Below are 17,222 nucleotides of genomic sequence, written 5' to 3'. Positions count from 1 at the left end.
TCACTCCTTGCTTGGCCCGGAGGCGGGCGCGATGTGCGCAACCGGCGTATCGCTCTCGGTCCCCGCCTGCGCCGCTGCATTCACGGTCGCGATGTAATGGGCAATCGCACCGATCTCCGGCTCTGGCAGATCGATGCGCGGCATGTAGGGAATGGCGCCGTGCTTCAGCGGTCCTCGCAGAAACGCGGCGATCAGGTCTTCGTCCGTCGAACGCCGGAACTTGTCGGGAATGCTCCGCAGAGGCGCTCCCGGATCGAGCGAATGACAGTTCGAGCAGGCGATCTTCGCGAGAAGCTCGCCCACCTCGTACCGGTTCTCGTCCGTCACCGTCCTCAGCCGATCGGGCACGAAGGGATGGAGCTTGAGCAGTCCCTTCTCCGCGATCGTCTCGACCTCTGCCACGATCTCCTTGCCCGGAACGTCGCGGGCGATCACCTGATTGCCGTAGATATACTGCCCGGCCACATAGGGCTTGCGCATGCTCTCGCGCATGCGTTCTTCCGGCCAAACGCCGACGACGGCGATGAAGGTGAACACCGGTACCGCGATCCAGAGCCGAACGATCTGCGGTCTTGCCCATGCGGCGATCAGATAGAGCGACGCCACCGCGACGACGGCCATCATGCCGGCCGCGTAGGACGGCAGAAGGTGCGCCTTCAGCATCACGCGTGCGTTTTCAGGCAACGTCTGCAGATAGTAGAAGAACATCATCACGGAGAAGAGACCGCCGACCAGGCCGACCGGCGCCAGCATGCGGATGACGCCGTGCTTCAGCTCTCTGTCCTTCATGCCGGCCGCGACCATGAAACCGACGACGGCAGCCATGACGAGCATCGAGCCTGTCCTAACCCCGAGGTGGGCAAAGAAGTTGAGATTGTAGAAGGCGTCGTTCGTGGAGCCGGTCATGTACCAGGACTCCGAACCCGGCCACATCATGAACGAGAGGATGCCGACGATCAGCAACATTGTCGCCCACGAGGCGAGTGCGAAGGACCACGTGAGCTTGAGATGGGAAAGCGGATCGATCTTTCCGATGAGGTAGACGAGCGCGTAGACGCCGATCACCTCGACGGTGAAGTAAACCCACTCGGCCGCCCACACCCACACGAAGTTATGGATCAGGCCGCCGACGCCGCGCGGGCTCGCAACCGTGATGGCATACCAGATGCCGGGACCCGTGATGGAGCCGATGATGTAGGAGAAAACCAGCAGGAAAACGCCATACCGTTTGATGAAGGTCATCAACTGAGGCTGGTTGTCCCTGTAGGCTTTGGTTTCGAGTAGAGCGAAGAGAAAGGCCGCGCCGACCGACGTGTGTGAAGCCACAACGTGGATGACGCCGATGATACCCATGACCCAGGCCGTGCCGATGTAGGGCACGTAGAAGGTCGGGTACATGCCGAGCATGTCCATGAGCTGTTTCCTTTGTTTTCAGGCAATAGGACCTCTCCTGCGCACGCGCGTGCGTGCCAGTGCGCGCCGGCCTTGAGCCGGACGAACGGGAAGGAGAGGGAGAAACGCGCTCAGGCTCGGGGTGGTCCGCGCGGCCCCAGCACCGGCAATGCCGGATTGACGCCGATGGATGCGATGCGCGGGAAGTGCCGATTGACGGCAGCGCACCGAAGGGAAAGCCACGCGGAGCCGGACCGTGACGGCGGAAGGCCCGGCGCGGCGATCAGGCGGCACGCTTTGCAACTGCTCTTAGAGGCACCGGCACGGCCCGAGGTGTCTCCTTTGGTCAGACAGAGGACGGGTAGCGTGCCGTCCGGCATGGCGAACTCGGCCAGATCCGCGGCCGATGGCTGCGCTGGTCTATGCGCAAAGCCGATCGACAGGCTGGCCAGTGCATAGAGCACCAGCACCAGACAGCGCGCAGGTTTGACCCAGCCGGCTCGTCTCATGACGCGTCCGTCATGGCTGTCCGCTCCGCGATCATGCGAAGAAATAGTAGTAGGCGAGGGGCGCCCAGACGAGCGTGGTCGTGATCAAGCCCTTGATGGTCTGGTATGCGATCCACGCCCAGAAAGCAGCCGACGTCGCCCGCCCGGCTCCTTGCCCGGCATGAGCGGCGGCCGCGCGGCCTCGGCGGCCGAGCGAAGCAAATCGCCGAAACATGATCGTTACATCCTCGCTGTTGATCGTCCCCGTCGCGCCGATGGCGCGCGGGTTCCTCACGGTGCGTACGGCCCTTTGGTGAGCAGGGCCCATCCCGGCCCGGTCTCGATGCGTAGCGGCACCGAATAGGGGCGCAGAGCGTCGACGAAGGCCGTCGAAAAGGCTTCCCGCTCGAACGGGGAGAGGTCGCGCGCGATCTCCACGCTCTGTTTCCGCAGCTTGAGGATCAGCCGCCGGCACCCAAAATCCGGATCGTCGCAGCGCAAGACGCTGAGGCCGTAGCACGGCAGATGTTGCTCGGTCATCGCGCTGCGAAATGCGAACCGTCGGATCGAAATGGTGCCATCCGCAACCTCGATCTCCTCGCGGCGGTGTCGCTGGCACAGCCTGAAAACATGAAGCACGAGAATGGCCCCCGCGACATCGAGGGAGACGAACATCGAAACCGGCCACCACCCGTGGGTGAGCGCCGGAAGCTGAATAGCGATGCCGAGCATAAGAAGCGCGGCGTAAAGGACGAGAGCGGCGTTGTCGCTCAGACTCTGGTGCGGCGTGATGATGAACGAAGCCGGAGCGCTCGCGCGCGCGGTACCGGCTTGCGAAGACGCAAGCGCATCCGGTGATGGCATGGTGGCCTCACGATCTATCCAATCCAAATCGGGATTGCGCGCAGGCATGGCGTGCCAGCACGCGCAAATGTGCGATCAGGCAGGAAGAGACGGAGGTGCGCGCGAGCGGATATTGAGCGGCTTGTTCTGGTCGCCCGGCGCGCGCAGGCGCGTCGGCAGAACGGCGGCAGGCGGCGCAGCATCATAGGTGAGGCTGTCGCTCTCTCCTGGCAGGAGGCCGGGCGCAGAGGTCAGAAGACACGCGTCGCAGACGGCTCCGGCATGGCGCTTGGCGGGCAGCGAGCCCGGCTCCGTGCTTCCTGTTCCGCAAATGACCGGAAGCGTGCCGTCTGGCAACGCATAGGCCGCGAGATCGGCCCCGGACGCCAATGCGAGCGGGCGATGCGCAAAGCCGACCGTCACCGCCGCCAGCACGTAGAATGCCAGCAGGAAGTGTCGGGCGATCATGTTTCTGCGCAAGCGTCGCATGGGCGCACGATCTGCAAGGTTGAGACACTGGTCAAGGCGATTAATCGTCGCGAGGATAAAGGATCATCTGCATTCAACCGTTTTTCGCCGCCGCACGCCGGGCGGCCTCTGCCGCCTTCACGAGGAACGGCGCGAACATCGCCGTCATCATGTCGAGGTTAACCCTGGACGCCTTGGCCGGTGAGCCGGAGTCGAAGGGAGGCGCGGGATCGTACTCGCCCATGAGCTGGACGCCTTCGGCGTATTGGCGGTCTCGCAGCTTGCCGACGAGGGTGAGCCCGAAATCGATGCCGGCGGTGACGCCGCCGCCCGTGATGCGATTGCGGTCTTCCACCACGCGGGCATCTATGGGCTCGGCGCCGAATTCGCGCAGAATTTCGCGCGTGGCCCAATGCGAGGTCGCCTTGTACCCCTTGAGAAGTCCCGCAGCGCCCAAAACCAGAGACCCCGTGCAGACGCTCGTCACGTATTTCGCACGCGAGCCTCGATCCTTGAGGAAAGCGATGGTCGCCTCGTCTTCGATGGCAGCAAGGGTCCCGTCGCTTCCGCCTGGAACGCAGATGATGTCGAGATCTGCCGGACACTCGTCGAACGTGACCGAAGGCATGAAGACGAGCTGTTGATCGCTCACGACCGGCTCTTTCGTTTTCGCCACGATATGCACCGTGGAGCCCATCAGGCTGGCCAGCATGTAATGCGGACCAACCATGTCGAGCGCGGTAAACTTCGGGTAGATCAAAAACGCGATCTGCTCCTTGCCGTACCAGGAGGCGGGCATCTCGTGCATGTCGCCGTGGGCCGATTGGGCGCCGCCGGCTTGCTCGGCCGCACCGGCGGTCGCGGGAAACAAAGTGCTTCCCACGCCGCCGGCCAGCATCATCAGAACGTCTCGTTTGGAGAGCGGCATGTGGACCTCAATATTTGTAGACCAACGTGCCAAAGAACTGCCGGTCGGCACCGGGAGCCACCTGTCCGTCGAACCAGATGTACGGAACGAAGTAGTCTTCGTCCGTGAGGTTCTTCACGTTGAGGCTCGCAGCGAAGGTCTCGTTCTCGTAGCCGATTTTTGCGTCGATCGTGTAGTAGGAGCCGGTTTTGTAGATGTTGGCGGTGTCCACGTATGAGCCGGATGCCGCGTAGATGCCGGCACCCGCACTGAAGCCCTTGAGCGCGCCGTCGAATTCATAATTGACCCACAGCCTGCCGGAATGCTCTGGCACGCCGGGAGGCGTGGTGCCGGCCGGTACGACGCTGAATGACGTCGCGTCGAAAAAGTCGTCACTGAACTCGATGTCCGTGTAGCCGTAGTTTGCCAGCACGGACCAATTCCGGTTGGGCTGCCATAGCAAATCGAACTCGTAGCCACGCGACGACTGGTTCGTGAGGCTGGCAACACCCAGCGGGCCGGTAGCTGGCACGTTGCTGCGGTCGATTTCAAAATAGGCGGCGGTGCCGCTGAGCTGATTTCCGAAATTGAACTTGATGCCGACCTCGCGCTGCTCCGATTCTTCGGGCTTCGGTTCGAGAACCGCCTGCGAATAGCCCACCCAACGCATGCCCTCGCTGTAGCTGGCATAGACGGACAGGTCTCTTGTCAGATCGACCACCGCTCCGGCCCTCGGCAGAACCTTTGTTTCGTCGGTCCTGAAAGTCGTCGGTGTGGGCAAGCCCGTCATCGGGTCGAAGATGGCCTGCTCATTGTACTCGATGTCGATGTTGGCGAGCCGCGCTCCGGCAAGGAGGTGGACGCGATCGTAGATCGTCGACTGGAGCTGAACGTAAGCGCCCTTGGTGACGTAGGTGTTGTCGGCGTCGAAGGCAGGGAAGAACTCACCCGTTCCGGGGGCAGGATCCTTGTATGGAACCTGGAAGGAAGGGTTCTTCAGGTCGATGGCTGGAAATGGAGACGGCGGCACACAGGCAGGGAAAGGAGGCGCGCCGCCCAGGCATCCAAGGTAGCCCATCAGGCCAAGGGTATCGACAAACATGTAACCCTTGTCCGTGACATGGCTGTAGTCGGCACCGATGAGCGCGGTGTTCTTGGTTTCGCCGAGAGCAAATCTGGCCTGCAGGTTCGGATTGATCGTGAACTCTTCTTGCTGTTGACCCATCAAGACATTCAGCAAAGTCCACGTCGTCGGCCCGACATCGGGCGCGGCTGTCGTTGGCCCTTGCGAAGGTTGCACCGCATCCGTCTTGCTGTAGCGCGTCTTCACGTTGAAGGACCACACAGGATCGAACCTGTGATCCAAGCTGACGGTAACTCCCTGTCGCTCGACGTCGGTGCGAGGGATGTTCGGATCGCCCGTGTACAAGCTCGGATCGATCCGGAAATCTCCAGCCACGGTGCCGACTGCCGGCAAGCCGGGATACGCCTGCTGCTTTGACTTCGCGAACGAGCCTTGAATAGTCAGCGTCGTGTCCGTCTTGTTCGTGATCGTAAGAGTAGGATCGATGGCATAGCGGTCGGACTCGAGGACATCGATGTAGCTGTCGGCGCCGCTGTACTCGCCGGTCAGCCGGAACAGAACAGTGCCATTCGATGTAATCGGCTGATTGATGTCGAAGAACGTACGGAGATAGTCGTGACTCCCTACGGCGATCCCGAATTCGCCGCCCGCGACATCAGTCGGCAGCTTCGAAATCAAGTTCACTGCGCCAGAAACGGGAGCGCCCGCGCCGCCGCCGTAGAGGATCGCGCTCGGTCCCTTGAGCACTTCGACACGCTCGATATTCGAGTAGGCATCGCGATGAGTATTGCCGAACAGAACGGGCATCCCATCGATCCACAGGTCGGCGCTGAAGCCTCTGATCTTGAAGGGCGACATCTCCGCGTTGCCGATGGCGCTGGGATGCGGGCCCTGCGTGTTCGAAACGTTCTGAAGCGCCTCACCGATGGACGTCGGGCGCTGATCGTCGAGCACGGCTTTCGGAATGACCTGGATCGCGTGGGGGATTTGCTCGATCGGCGTCGCGGTCTTGGTCGACGACATGGCCGAGAGCGCCTGGTAGCCGTACACCGGGCCTGCCGTGGTCAACGTCGTGCCGGGCGGAAGCTCCATGTCGGGAAAGTCGAGCGCCGGATTGTAGCTGCCGAGCGCGGTTGCGGGATCGCTCGCCTCGGCGGCCATCGGGGCCGAAGGCGCGGGCGCAGTCATGGCGGAAGACTGCGCGCTGCTCTTCTTGCTCGAGCTTGTCGCTTTTGCGCTTGGAGACGTCGTGACTTCCACAGGCGGGAGCTCGGCCGGCTTGTCTGGCGCTTGAGCGAGGACTTTCGCCGCCAGCGCGGCAAGCGCCAGCAGCGAGAGCACGAGGGCAAATAGGATCGATACGAAATTTCGATACAAGCGGTCGAGACGCGCCGCGTGAGGCAAGGCAGCCATGGATTTTGCTTTCGAGATGATCTGACGGGTCAGCGAGGCGCGCGCCGCTCGGACAAAAAGGCCGGCTCGGAACGCACGCTTCTGCTTCGGAGAACGTCGCTAGATCAGCTCGATGGGCGGGCCGCGTGCGGACGTGGCACCCGGCTTAGGCGTCTCGCGGAATATCGCCCGCGTGATGCGATAGGAAATCGACGCGTAGAGAGCCTGCGTCTCGAGGCGCGCTGGTTCGCTTGCAAGCGCCACGGCACCGAACGTTGCGTAGTCGCAGCGCTTTTCTTTCTGCGGCTCAGGGGGAAGCTGGTGTCCCTCGGAGTCGAGGGTGAGCGTCTCGGGGCCATACCCCGTACAGATAACGACGGTCACGGCGTCGGCGCTCTGTGCACGAACCAGCATGAAGCCGGACGGGAGCAGGGCGTTCACTGCTACCGCGATCGTGCACAGCAGTGTGATCAGGCGTTGTGCCATCTGACCGCCAATCGCGCCCCCCGAATGCGAGAGAGCCGACGGTAGGTTCGGGTAGGACCGCGAGCAACCCAATGCGAGCCACTCGGGGAATAATCTTGTCTGGCATGTTGCGAATTGGACACTTCAGAATTCGTCCGCCTACGGCAGGCGATCCAATTATTCACGTGAGAGCGCGGCACCAATTCATTCGGGAAATGTATGCACGTCGTCGTGCTCTGACTGCCACACTGCCTTGACTTTCGCCAAGGCGCGGGAAACCGAAGTTGCTATCGCTGATCTAGCACTGCATCTGTCACAAAAGCTCGATCCTCAGGACCCAGCGAAGCCGTGATCGTAAGGCGTGTCATCCATCTGCTCTTCCTGGCGGTGTTTGCCGCCCACGCTGTCGTGCCGGCGGGGTTCATGGTTGGCACCTCTGCCGATACGGGCTCTACGACGCTCGTGATCTGCACGGGCTATGGGCCGCAAATCGTGGCGGACGATCTCGGAGACAGCCAGGCTCCTCTTCAAAAGCAGAAGCGCGACGTCAAATCTTGCGATTTCGCGACGATGGGCGCTCTGGCTCTGCTCTCTGATGCGCCGTTCCGGCCAGCGTCCGAAGCGGAATTTTCCGCCGTTGTATACCGGATCACCCGGGATCTTTATTGGGCTACACCGAAGCCTGGCGCCGTCTCCGCGCGCGGCCCCCCTGCTGCGCTCCTAGCCGCTTAAGCGGACCCGCTTTTCCTCACATCGTCCTGACCCTTTCGGCTGCGTCCGCACAGTGCGCGTCTGCGCAAGCGGCGGCTGATAAACATCTCGAGTTGCATCATGACCAAGCTTCATCCGAGCCGCGCAAGCAAGGCCCTCGCGGTCAGCCTGCCATCCTTGTCCATCGTGTTCTCGGCATTTCCGCTCTGCTCGGCGACCGCGCAGGAAACCGGCGGTAAGCCTGTCGATCTCCCGCCCCTCGTCGTCGAGACGAACAAGGCGGCCAAGTCGAAGAAGGCTGCCGCCAGCAAAAATGCGCCCGCAACGGCCGTATCGCAGCCGGAGCAGCCGCCTACTGAGCCGCAGCGGTCTCCCTCCGACATTGCCAACGATCCGAAGGTCGGCACGGCACAGGCCGCCGCCGCAAAGCTTCAGATCCAGAACACGACCGGCAGCGCGCTGGGCCTGACGCCTGAGGAGACACCGGCTACCGTCAACATCGTGAGCCGGCGCGACATCGAGGAGAAGGGCGCACGCGGGCTGGTCGAGACGTTCCGTACCGTTCCGGGCGTCGTCGTCGGCAACAACCCGGGTGAGGTGGGAACGACGGTCACGCGCGGCTTCTACAAGGCGACGGGCTTCTCGGTGGACGGCTCGCGCACCGCCGACCCTGTTTTCCTGCCTCGCGATTACAGCTCCTTCCACTTCGAAAGGGTCGAAGTGCTGAAGGGACCGGCCTCGGTCGTCTCCGGCACCAGCGGACTGGCGGGCTCGTTCAACATCGTCACCAAGCAGGCGACCACCGAGCGGAGCTTCTCCGAAGCCATGGTGAGCTATGGAAGCTTCGACACCGTGCAAACCGGCATCGGCACCAACATCGTGCTGAGCCCCGACGCCGCGATCCGCTCCACCTTCACGTTTTCGGGCGCGAACGGCTACGTCGATGACACAGGAAGCGAGAAGTACGGCTTCACGAACAACATCCTGCTGAAGCCCACCGACGATCTGAAGATCACCGCGTCGGCCGACTACTTCAAGGATGACATATCGGCCTACTACGGAACGCCGCTCATCGACCGCAGCGTCGCGCGCAGGCCGACCGATGCGGTCTCGAGCCCCAACGGTCTCGTCCTCGACCGGAGCATTCGTTACAAGAACTACGATTTCGAAGACAGCGTGATGGAGTCCGAGAGCCTGTGGCTGCGTGGCGCCGCCGACTACAAGCTCTCCAGCAACTGGACCTTCAGAAACGAGCTCAACTACTACCACGCCGACCGCCTGTGGAAGGATGCCGACTTCTACACCTATTCGGCCGGCCTGATCACGCGCGGCACCAGCTACATCTCGCACGATCACGAGTTCTGGTCCGACCGGATGCTGCTCAGCTTCGATGGCTATGTGGGCGGCTTCCGCAATCGGTTCGCCGCTGGCGCCGAGTACATGGAGACCACGTTCGGATCGACACGCCGCTTCGGAAGCACGCCAGGCGTCGACATCTTCGATCCGGATCGGGGCACCTATCCGGCGGGCACGCTCGGGACGCAGCAGGCGACCGAGCACGTGACCAAAGCCGTGTTCGCGGAGAACGCGATCAACCTCACTCGTGAGTGGCTGGTCTCGGCCGGTATCCGCTATGAGACGATCGATCTCGATCGAACAATCTTCAATGAGGCGACGCGCGCGACGCAGCAGTTCGGCAACGATTTCGAGAGCACGACGTGGCGCATCGGAACGACCTATGAGATTGTCGAAGGAACCTCTCTCTTCGCACAGTATGCCGAGGCAGTCGTCCCCATCACAGCGCTGATGCTCTCGAGCTTCACCAACTCCCAGTTCGAGCTTTCGACTGGAACGTCGGCGGAAATCGGCATCAAGTCCAAGCTGTTCGACGGTCGGGTCACCACAACCGCCTCCGTGTACGAAATCACCCAGGACGACATCATCACGCGCAATCCCGCGAACCCGGCCGTTCCCGTGCAGGGAGGCAGCCAGCGCAGCCGCGGCATCGAAGCGGAGGCGGCAATCGACCTCACAAGCAGGTGGAACCTCGCCCTGTCGGGAACGCTGATCGATGCCGAGTTCACGGAGCTGCGGACTGCGAGCGCCGACCTCACCGGCAATCGCCCGCTCAACTCCGTGCCCTGGGCTTGGTCGGCGCTGACCACCTACCGGCTCGAGGGACTGCCGGCGACGGTGGGCGCGCAGCTCTCCGGAGTAGGACCGTTCTACACCAGCAACGCGAACCTCTATGAGGCAAAGGAGCGGACGGTGCTGGATGCCTGGATCGCGTTCGATGTCGGGAGCGGCACGCTCGCGGTGCGCGGCAGAAACCTCACGAACGAGTTCTACGCCGAATGGGCGGATTACAACGAGACCTCGCTCTACGTTGCTCCTCCGCGCAGCTTCGATGTGACTTACAGCGTCAAATGGTGAGCAATCCCGGCGGTCCGCCCTTGTGACGGGCCGCCGATTTCAATCGAAGGCGAGCCCGATGTCATCATCCCATATGGCCCTCTATCGCTCGGTGTGGCGTTGGCATTTCTACGCGGGGATCTTCGTCGCGCCGTTCATGCTGATCCTTGCCGTAACCGGCGCGATCTATCTGTTCAACGACGAGATCAACGACGCGCTCCACGCCGACAAGCGCTTTGCCGTGGCGGAAGGTGCACCCGTTCCACTGAGCCGGGTGGCGCAAGGGGCCCTCGCAGCGTTCCCGGCCGGCACGGTCACGCGCATCGACACGCCGACAGCGCCCGGCCGCACCTATCAGGTGTTCGTGACCCCCTCGGAGGGCGAGCCGGTCCGCGTGTTTGTCGATCCCGCGAACGGACACGCGCTCGGCTCCTATGTGTATCCGAAGACGCTCATAGGCATCGCGGATCTTCTGCACGGCTCGTTGCTCATGGGAGATTTCGGCGATGGAATTGTCGAGCTCGCCGCCTGTTGGGGTATCATTCTCACCGTCACCGGCCTCTATCTCTGGTGGCCGCGCGGTCAGGTCCGGCTTCACCGCGTCTTGTTTCCCCAGTTCGGCCGCCAGGGCCGGAGCTTCTGGAAATCGCTCCATGCGTCGATGGGATTTTGGTCCGCGTTCCTCATTCTATTTCTGATTTTTTCGGGACTGCCCTGGGCCACCATTTGGGGTGACTTGTTCCGCCAGGCCACGAAGGCGGCGGGTATCGGATACCCCGATAGCGTTCGCGCGCACGGCGCCCCGGTCAGCACGTCGCAGACCGTGGGCGACGTCGTCGGTAAAGCGATGGCACCCTGGACGGTCGAGGGAATGCCTGCGCCGCAATCCGATCCGCACGCCGGTCATCATGCGGGGGGACCGAAATCGGAAGCGATCGGTCATGCCGCCATCGGCCTCGACGAGGTCGAGCGCATCATCGCCGCGCAAGAGATGCGCGATCCATACCGCCTCAGCTTTCCTAAGGATGCCACCGGTGTCTATTCCGCCTTCACCTATCCGGATCAGCCGGAGGGGCAGCGCACGCTTTACCTCGATCAATATACCGGGAAGGTGATCGGCGATGTGGCCTTCCGGGACTATGGGATTGCCGCAAAAGCGGCCGAGCTCGGCGTGCAGATCCACATGGGCAACTATTTCGGACGGCTCAACCAGATCGTCATGCTTGTGCCTTGCATCGGGATTGTCGTTCTCGCGATCACAGGGCCGTATATGTGGTGGCAGAGGCGGCCGAAGGGCGCGTTCGGTGCGCCGAAGGCCGTTTCGCCGACATCCATGAGGGCGGTCGCGCTGATCGTGCTGGCGCTGGGGCTCTTGTTTCCCCTCGCAGGTGCGTCTCTCGTGGTCGTCTTGGCCGGCGACTGGATGGCGGGCAAGGTGCTCGGTCGCGTGGCTTACTCAACCTGAAGCGGCGAAGGGGCAGTATGCCCTACGTACCGCGCCTCGATCTTCTCGCGCGGCGACAGCGCGGACTTTCCCGTCCGTCGCGAGCAGCGGCGCGAAACGGGCGTCGGTAAGTTTCTAATTTTGCAGTCAAACCAGGTCGCAGAAGTTCCTCTGTTTCGGCGTCGCGGAGAAACCGCCTTTGCTCACGTGCATTGCCGCGACATTGGCATGCTTCAGAGCGTTCGACAGATCCTCTGTATCGCTGAACGAGTGCGTAGCATGCGCGGAGAGGTGCATGCTCCAGACCTCACCAAGTTACATTTTTGATCGATGTCACCGTAGCGGTCGATTGTCAGTCCTCCTAGTAAATTGCAAACTGGCGTTGCAGGTCGTTCCGCGCTGCAATGCACAATGGAGGTGAGGCCGTGGCAAACGACAAGAAAAGCGGCGTAGACCGCCGAAAGCTCATGATAGGCGGCGCCGGAGTTTTGAGCGCTGCGCTCGCGGCTTCGGGATACCCGCGGACGGCCATCGCGCAAAATGGCGATGCCAAGCCGGCGTCTCAAAAGACGCCTCACGCGAAGCGATCGACCAAGCCCAACATCCTGTTTGTTTTCACGGATCAGGAAAGATACCGCGCGAAGTGGCCGGCCAAGCTGAGCCTGCCGGGTCACGAGTGGCTGCAGAACAAGGGCGTGACTTTCCACAATCACTACTGTCCAGCCACGATGTGCACGTCCTCTCGCGCAGTGATGATGACGGGGCTGACGACGCCCGACAACGGCATGTTCGAGAATTGCGACATGAAGTATGTCGGCGATCTTTCACCGAAGATCCCGACGATCGGCCATCTCCTCGGTAAGCTCGGGTACTACACGGCTTACAAAGGTAAGTGGCACCTTAACCGGGACTTCGACAACAACGAGGAAAAGCTGCTCACCACCGAAATGCAGCAGTATGGCTTTTCGGATTATTTTGGCCCGGGTGACATCATTGGCCATACCCTGGGCGGCTATCAATTCGATCATCTGGTTGCGGGCAGCGCCATCTCCTGGATGCGTCGCAAGGGCCGCCCCCTCCACGACGAGCAGAAGCCCTGGGCGCTGTTTGTCAGCTTGGTCAATCCGCATGACGTCATGTACTTCAACACGGATGCGCCCGGCGAGAACGTGCAGGATTCCGGCTACCTCATGAAGCACGCGGCGCGAGCGCCCGACCATCCGCTCTATCGCGCGACGTGGGATGAGCCGCTGCCGAAAAGTCTGCGCGAGCCGATGAACACGCCGGGGCGGCCGCAAGCTCACGGCGAGTTTCTCAAAATGTGGGACCATGTCCTCGGCCACATTCCCCTCGAAGAGGAGAGGTGGCGGCGGTTCAACGACTACTACATCAACTGCATACGCGCCGTGGACATGCAGCTTGCGAACATGTTCGCAGAGCTCGAAGCGCTCAGTATGGCCGACAACACCATCATTGTGTTCACGTCGGATCACGGAGAGGCGGGGGGCTCTCACGGCCTTCATGGCAAGGGGCCGTTTGCCTACCAGGAGACCATGCACCTGCCAATGTACATCGTGCATCCCGACGTCAAAGGCGGGCAGGATTGCAAGTCGCTCACGAGCCACATCGACTTCGTTCCAACTCTGCTTTCCATGGCAGGAGCGAGTTCCGAGCGTGCGAGCGAGGCTGCCGGCCGCGAACTTCCGGGCAAAGATTTCTCACCGGTATTCACGAACACCGCGCGCGCAGGCGTCAACGAAACGCGAGACGCGGTGTTATTCACCTATAGCGGTCTCGTCACCAACGACAGCGAGATCTTCCGCATCAACACCGAAGCGAAAGTAGCCGGAAAGAAGCCGATCGTGCAGCTGATCAGGGAAGGCTACATGCCTGACATGAAAAAGCGTGGCAGCGTGCGGACCATGTTCGACGGCCGTTACAAGTTCTCCCGCTATTTCTCCCCGCTCGAAAGAAACTCTCCCAAAAGCATCGACGAGCTCTTCAAGTGGAATGACGTCGAGATTTTCGATCTCGAGACGGATCCCGGCGAAGTGGTCAACATCGCCAACAAGAGGGATGCGCAGGGGGAACTGATCTCAGCGCTCAACGGCAAGCTCGAAGGTGTCATCAAGGCCGAGATCGGCACCGACGACGGCCGCGAGATGCCCAATATCCCAACGGTGGATTGGACCATCGAACGGCCGGATCTCTAGAATGGGCTACCCCGTGCGAAGCAGAAAGTTCGGGGCGCCTTTTGACGGTACGACACGCGGCGCCCCCGGGGCTTTGGTGATGGGCGCCAGTAGGTCCAAAAAATCTCCCATAAAGGAGGTGTGCGTTAGCGCCGATCCGCTGGCGGATCGATAAGGCGCAGGATCAAGCCGAAAAAATGTAATTGAGCGAAGGGCATGGTGGGCGGTACTGGGATTGAACCAGTGACCCCACGCGTGTGAAGCGTGTGCTCTCCCGCTGAGCTAACCGCCCATCTCGGCAACGACTTTCCGGTCACGGGGACCAGGAAGCGACGTCATGCCGGACGTCGCGCGGGCTCTAGAGTGCTTCCGCAGGCCTGTAAAGCCAATTTCCGAAAAGAAGCACGAAAACAACGATCCTAGCGCCCGGCGCAGGAAGGCGCCCTTATGCGGGGTGTGCGCCCATCATGTCAAGGTGGGGCTGCGCATGCGCCGCAGTCAGGGGCTCAGCCGCCGTCTGTGGCGGCCTTCCGGATCAGGAAACGGTGCACGGGCCCGGAGGTCGTCTGCTCGATCAGGAGATGCCCCGTCGCCCGGCAGAAGACCGCGAAATCCTCGATGGAGCCGGGATCGGTCGCCAGAACCTCGAGCAGCGCCCCCGCGGGAAGCGTGGAGAGCGCCTTGCGCGCCTTGAGGATGGGGAGCGGGCAGGTGAGACCAGTCACGTCGAGGGATGTAGCGGCCGGACTGAGAGGCATGGCAGAGCGGTCCTTCTGAGTCCACGGCCGGAAAAATAGGTCATTCAAGGCATTGCTGCAACGCTGTGGGTGCCCCGGAGATCCTATCAAACCGGCGCATGAATCATGGAATAAGAGACCGATCGGCGGGCAAAATCGGCCCTTGCGAAGGCCGTCGCCGCAACGGATGGGGGAAGTCCGGCCGAGGCCGGCAAACGCATGGCCAACAACGACACACCGCGTCGCTCGTTCCTGTTCTCGTTCGGCCTCGATCGTCTCGGATTGTTCGCCCTCGAGGCCCCCTATTTTGCCGCCTTCCTCATCGCTATTCTGAGCGCGCTCGCGGTCCTCGGGATCTCGAAGCTGCGGGTGGACGACAGCCTCTCGGAGCTGTTCCGGACTGATACGGCGGAGTTCCGCAAATACGAGGAGATCGACCACCGCTTCCCGTCGAGCGAGTACGACGTGCTGGTCGTCGTGGAAGGCAAGGAGCTCCTTTCGCGCGAGAAGATCGAGAAGTTTCGCAACGCCGTCGTGGAGCTGCAGTTGACGGACGGCGTCGGCGGCCTGGTGTCGATGCTGTCCGCCCGCAATATTCCCGATGCCACAGGATATGCCCCGCCCGTGGTGCCCGACGAGCTGCCGCAGGACGAGGCCGAGTACGCAGCCGTGATGCGGGCGCTGGCCGAGAACGACATCGTCAAAGGCAAGTTCCTGTCGGACGACGGCGAGCTTGCACTGATCGTCATCGCGCTAGACCGAAAGATGGTGGAGGAGCGCACCGCGCGCACCGTGATCACCGGCATCAAGGAGGTCGTCGACAAAGAGCTCGAAGGCTCCGGGCTGGCGGCAAAGCTCACCGGCGCGCCGGTCATGCAACTCGAGATCCGCAACGCGGTCGAGCGTGACCGGCTCGTCTACAACGGTCTCGGTTTCGCGGTCGGCTTTGCCGTGGCCTATCTGTTCTTCCGGCGCCTCTCGCTCACGCTCATCGCGGTGCTTGGCCCAACGGTCGCCATCCTCTGGACCCTCGGCGTGCTGGGTGGCCTCGATTTCCGCTTGAACCTCTTCATCAATGTCATCACGCCTCTGATCCTGGTGTCAGGGTTCTCGGATTCCATGCATCTCGTGTTCGCGATCCGCCGGGACATTCTGGCTGGCGTCGATCGTATCGAGGCGGCACGCAACGCCGTGCGTGAGGTCGCGCCCGCTTGCCTGCTCACGGCCATGAACCAGGCCATTTCCATCGTCTCGTTCGCCTTTGCCGAGTCCGCCTTGATCCGCACGTTCGGCTTCGCGGCGCTGCTGGCGGTCGGAATCTCCTATACCGCCGTCGCGGTCGTCGTGCCGACGCTCGCCGCCATCTTCGTGCGCCGAGAGGCCCCCGCCGCCGTCGATCCGCACGAGCGGGAGGAGGGGGGCGTCGGTCTGCTGCAGCGTCTCAGCGAAGGCGTGATGGGTTACGTGGGCGATCGTCCGCGGGTGTTCGTGGCGCTGGGCCTGATCGCGGTGCTCGGAACCGGACACGCGTTCATGAGCCTGAAGCCCATGTACCGCCTCGCCGATCAGGTTCCGGACAAGGAGCAGGCGCTGGCCGCGACCGGCAGCCTCGACCAGAAGCTGACGGGTGCCAATCCCGTGCACGTGATGATCGAATGGAAAGGCGCCGGTCCCGAAGGCGCAGCCCCCGGTGCTCCCCCGCCCATCGCCCTGTACGACGTCGGCACGCTTGCCGTAATCGCTCAGGCGCACGACGTGCTGGAGAAGGAGGCGGGACTCGGCAATGTGTGGTCGCTGGAGAGCCTGCGGCGCTGGCTCCAGGATGCCGGAGACGCCAGCATCGAGAACATCCAGCGCTATGTGAAGCTCCTGCCGGAGCATCTCGTGCGCCGCTTCATCGCCGCCGACGAGAACGCCGTGCTCGTCACCGCGCGCCTTCCCGACATCGACTCGAGTGAGATCCTTCCCGTGGTGGAGAAGATCGACAGGGCGCTCGAGCCGGTTCGCCAGCAGCATCCAGGCTTCGAGATCTCGGTGACGGGACTTCCCGCCATCGCCGCGCGCAATTCGGCAACCCTCATCAGCGAGCTGACCTGGGGCCTGGTCGGCGACATCTTCCTCGTCTTCATCTTCCTGGGATTGGCGCTGCGCTCCCTGCTGGTCGGCGTGTCGAGCATCTTGCCGTCGCTGTTCCCGATCTTCACCACCGGCGCGCTGCTCTACTATTCGGGCCAGGGTCTCCAGTTCGCCTCCATCGTGGCCATCACCGTCGCGTTCTCGCTCGCCATCGACTCCACCATTCACTTCCTCAACCGCTTCCGGCTCGAGGAGGATCGTCAGCCGCCCGGCGACGCGGGCGCGCGCGCGGCCCTGACGCAGACGGCCCATCACATAGGTCCCGCCGTCATGCTGACAACCATCGTGCTCACGCTCGGTCTCGGCGTCACCATGCTGTCGGACCTGCCGTCGCTGCGCCTGTTCGGCCAGTTGGCCTCCGCTTGCCTTTTCGCGTCCCTCGTCGGTCAGCTCGTCATCCTGCCGGCGACCGTCTCCCTGTTCCGCCGCTACTTCCCCCGGAATCCATAAATCCACGCACTTGCGTAAAATCCCGATTGCCTCTCCCGGCGCGACTGGAATCCTGTTCTAATGATGGGATCGAATGCGCAGCTATCGCGTTCCAGCGACGA

14 protein-coding genes and 1 tRNA gene are annotated in these 17,222 nt (G+C 62.5%); 5 read left to right on the top strand and 10 right to left on the bottom strand.

Annotated elements, in window-relative coordinates; all coding sequences use genetic code 11:
- From PE058_RS14785 to PE058_RS14750, 8 genes are all read right to left on the bottom strand, one after another.
- A complete protein-coding gene (locus PE058_RS14785) occupies window positions 1-1,413 on the bottom strand; it encodes a c-type cytochrome (protein WP_271028750.1) in 1,413 nt (470 codons plus the stop codon).
- A 110-nt stretch (window positions 1,414-1,523) separates the two neighbouring features.
- Window positions 1,524-1,901: a hypothetical protein gene (locus tag PE058_RS14780; RefSeq protein WP_271028749.1), complete on the bottom strand. Its 378-nt coding sequence runs from the start codon at window positions 1,899-1,901 to the stop codon at window positions 1,524-1,526.
- Window positions 1,902-1,932: 31 nt separating this feature from the next.
- Window positions 1,933-2,115, bottom strand: a complete 183-nt coding sequence (locus PE058_RS14775) for a hypothetical protein (RefSeq protein ID WP_156827388.1) — start codon at window positions 2,113-2,115, stop codon at window positions 1,933-1,935.
- Window positions 2,116-2,171: 56 nt separating this feature from the next.
- Window positions 2,172-2,744 (bottom strand): DUF2244 domain-containing protein, encoded by a 573-nt coding sequence (locus PE058_RS14770; protein ID WP_020086158.1) that lies wholly within the window; start codon window positions 2,742-2,744, stop codon window positions 2,172-2,174.
- Window positions 2,745-2,819: 75 nt separating this feature from the next.
- The gene (locus tag PE058_RS14765) at window positions 2,820-3,191 is read right to left on the bottom strand and encodes a hypothetical protein (protein ID WP_271028748.1); all 372 of its coding nucleotides are present in this window, start codon (window positions 3,189-3,191) and stop codon (window positions 2,820-2,822) included.
- Window positions 3,192-3,285: 94 nt separating this feature from the next.
- Window positions 3,286-4,119, bottom strand: a complete 834-nt coding sequence (locus PE058_RS14760; protein WP_271028747.1) for a DJ-1/PfpI family protein — start codon at window positions 4,117-4,119, stop codon at window positions 3,286-3,288.
- A 7-nt stretch (window positions 4,120-4,126) separates the two neighbouring features.
- A complete protein-coding gene (locus PE058_RS14755) occupies window positions 4,127-6,595 on the bottom strand; it encodes a TonB-dependent siderophore receptor (protein ID WP_271028746.1) in 2,469 nt (822 codons plus the stop codon).
- 99 nt (window positions 6,596-6,694) lie between these two features.
- Window positions 6,695-7,060: a DUF2946 family protein gene (locus PE058_RS14750; protein WP_271028745.1), complete on the bottom strand. Its 366-nt coding sequence runs from the start codon at window positions 7,058-7,060 to the stop codon at window positions 6,695-6,697.
- Window positions 7,061-7,387: 327 nt separating this feature from the next.
- Between PE058_RS14750 and PE058_RS14745 the strand changes: the two genes are divergently transcribed.
- From PE058_RS14745 to PE058_RS14730, 4 genes are all read left to right on the top strand, one after another.
- The gene (locus PE058_RS14745; RefSeq protein ID WP_020086163.1) at window positions 7,388-7,771 is read left to right on the top strand and encodes a hypothetical protein; all 384 of its coding nucleotides are present in this window, start codon (window positions 7,388-7,390) and stop codon (window positions 7,769-7,771) included.
- A 99-nt stretch (window positions 7,772-7,870) separates the two neighbouring features.
- Window positions 7,871-10,183, top strand: a complete 2,313-nt coding sequence (locus tag PE058_RS14740; RefSeq protein WP_271028744.1) for a TonB-dependent receptor — start codon at window positions 7,871-7,873, stop codon at window positions 10,181-10,183.
- 58 nt (window positions 10,184-10,241) lie between these two features.
- The gene (locus PE058_RS14735; RefSeq protein WP_271028743.1) at window positions 10,242-11,627 is read left to right on the top strand and encodes a PepSY-associated TM helix domain-containing protein; all 1,386 of its coding nucleotides are present in this window, start codon (window positions 10,242-10,244) and stop codon (window positions 11,625-11,627) included.
- A gap of 404 nt (window positions 11,628-12,031) precedes the next feature.
- Complete coding sequence (locus tag PE058_RS14730) at window positions 12,032-13,819, top strand: sulfatase-like hydrolase/transferase (protein ID WP_271028742.1); 1,788 nt, start codon at window positions 12,032-12,034, stop codon at window positions 13,817-13,819.
- Between the two features lie 196 nt (window positions 13,820-14,015).
- On the opposite strand, the gene PE058_RS14725 is transcribed toward PE058_RS14730, so the two are convergent.
- Together PE058_RS14725 and PE058_RS14720 are read right to left on the bottom strand one after the other, a co-directional pair.
- A tRNA-Val gene (locus tag PE058_RS14725) sits at window positions 14,016-14,090 on the bottom strand.
- A gap of 214 nt (window positions 14,091-14,304) precedes the next feature.
- Entirely contained in the window at window positions 14,305-14,556 is a 252-nt protein-coding gene (locus PE058_RS14720) for a sulfurtransferase TusA family protein (protein WP_020086168.1), read from the bottom strand.
- A gap of 198 nt (window positions 14,557-14,754) precedes the next feature.
- Here PE058_RS14720 and PE058_RS14715 point away from each other — a divergent pair, with 198 nt between their 5' ends.
- A complete protein-coding gene (locus PE058_RS14715) occupies window positions 14,755-17,121 on the top strand; it encodes an efflux RND transporter permease subunit (protein WP_271028741.1) in 2,367 nt (788 codons plus the stop codon).
- Window positions 17,122-17,222 lie beyond the last annotated feature (101 nt).

The organism is Hyphomicrobium sp. DMF-1, from assembly GCF_027886585.1.
Taxonomy (GTDB): Bacteria; Pseudomonadota; Alphaproteobacteria; order Rhizobiales; family Hyphomicrobiaceae; genus Hyphomicrobium_C; species Hyphomicrobium_C zavarzinii.
This window is presented reverse-complemented; position numbering and strand designations above follow the sequence as displayed.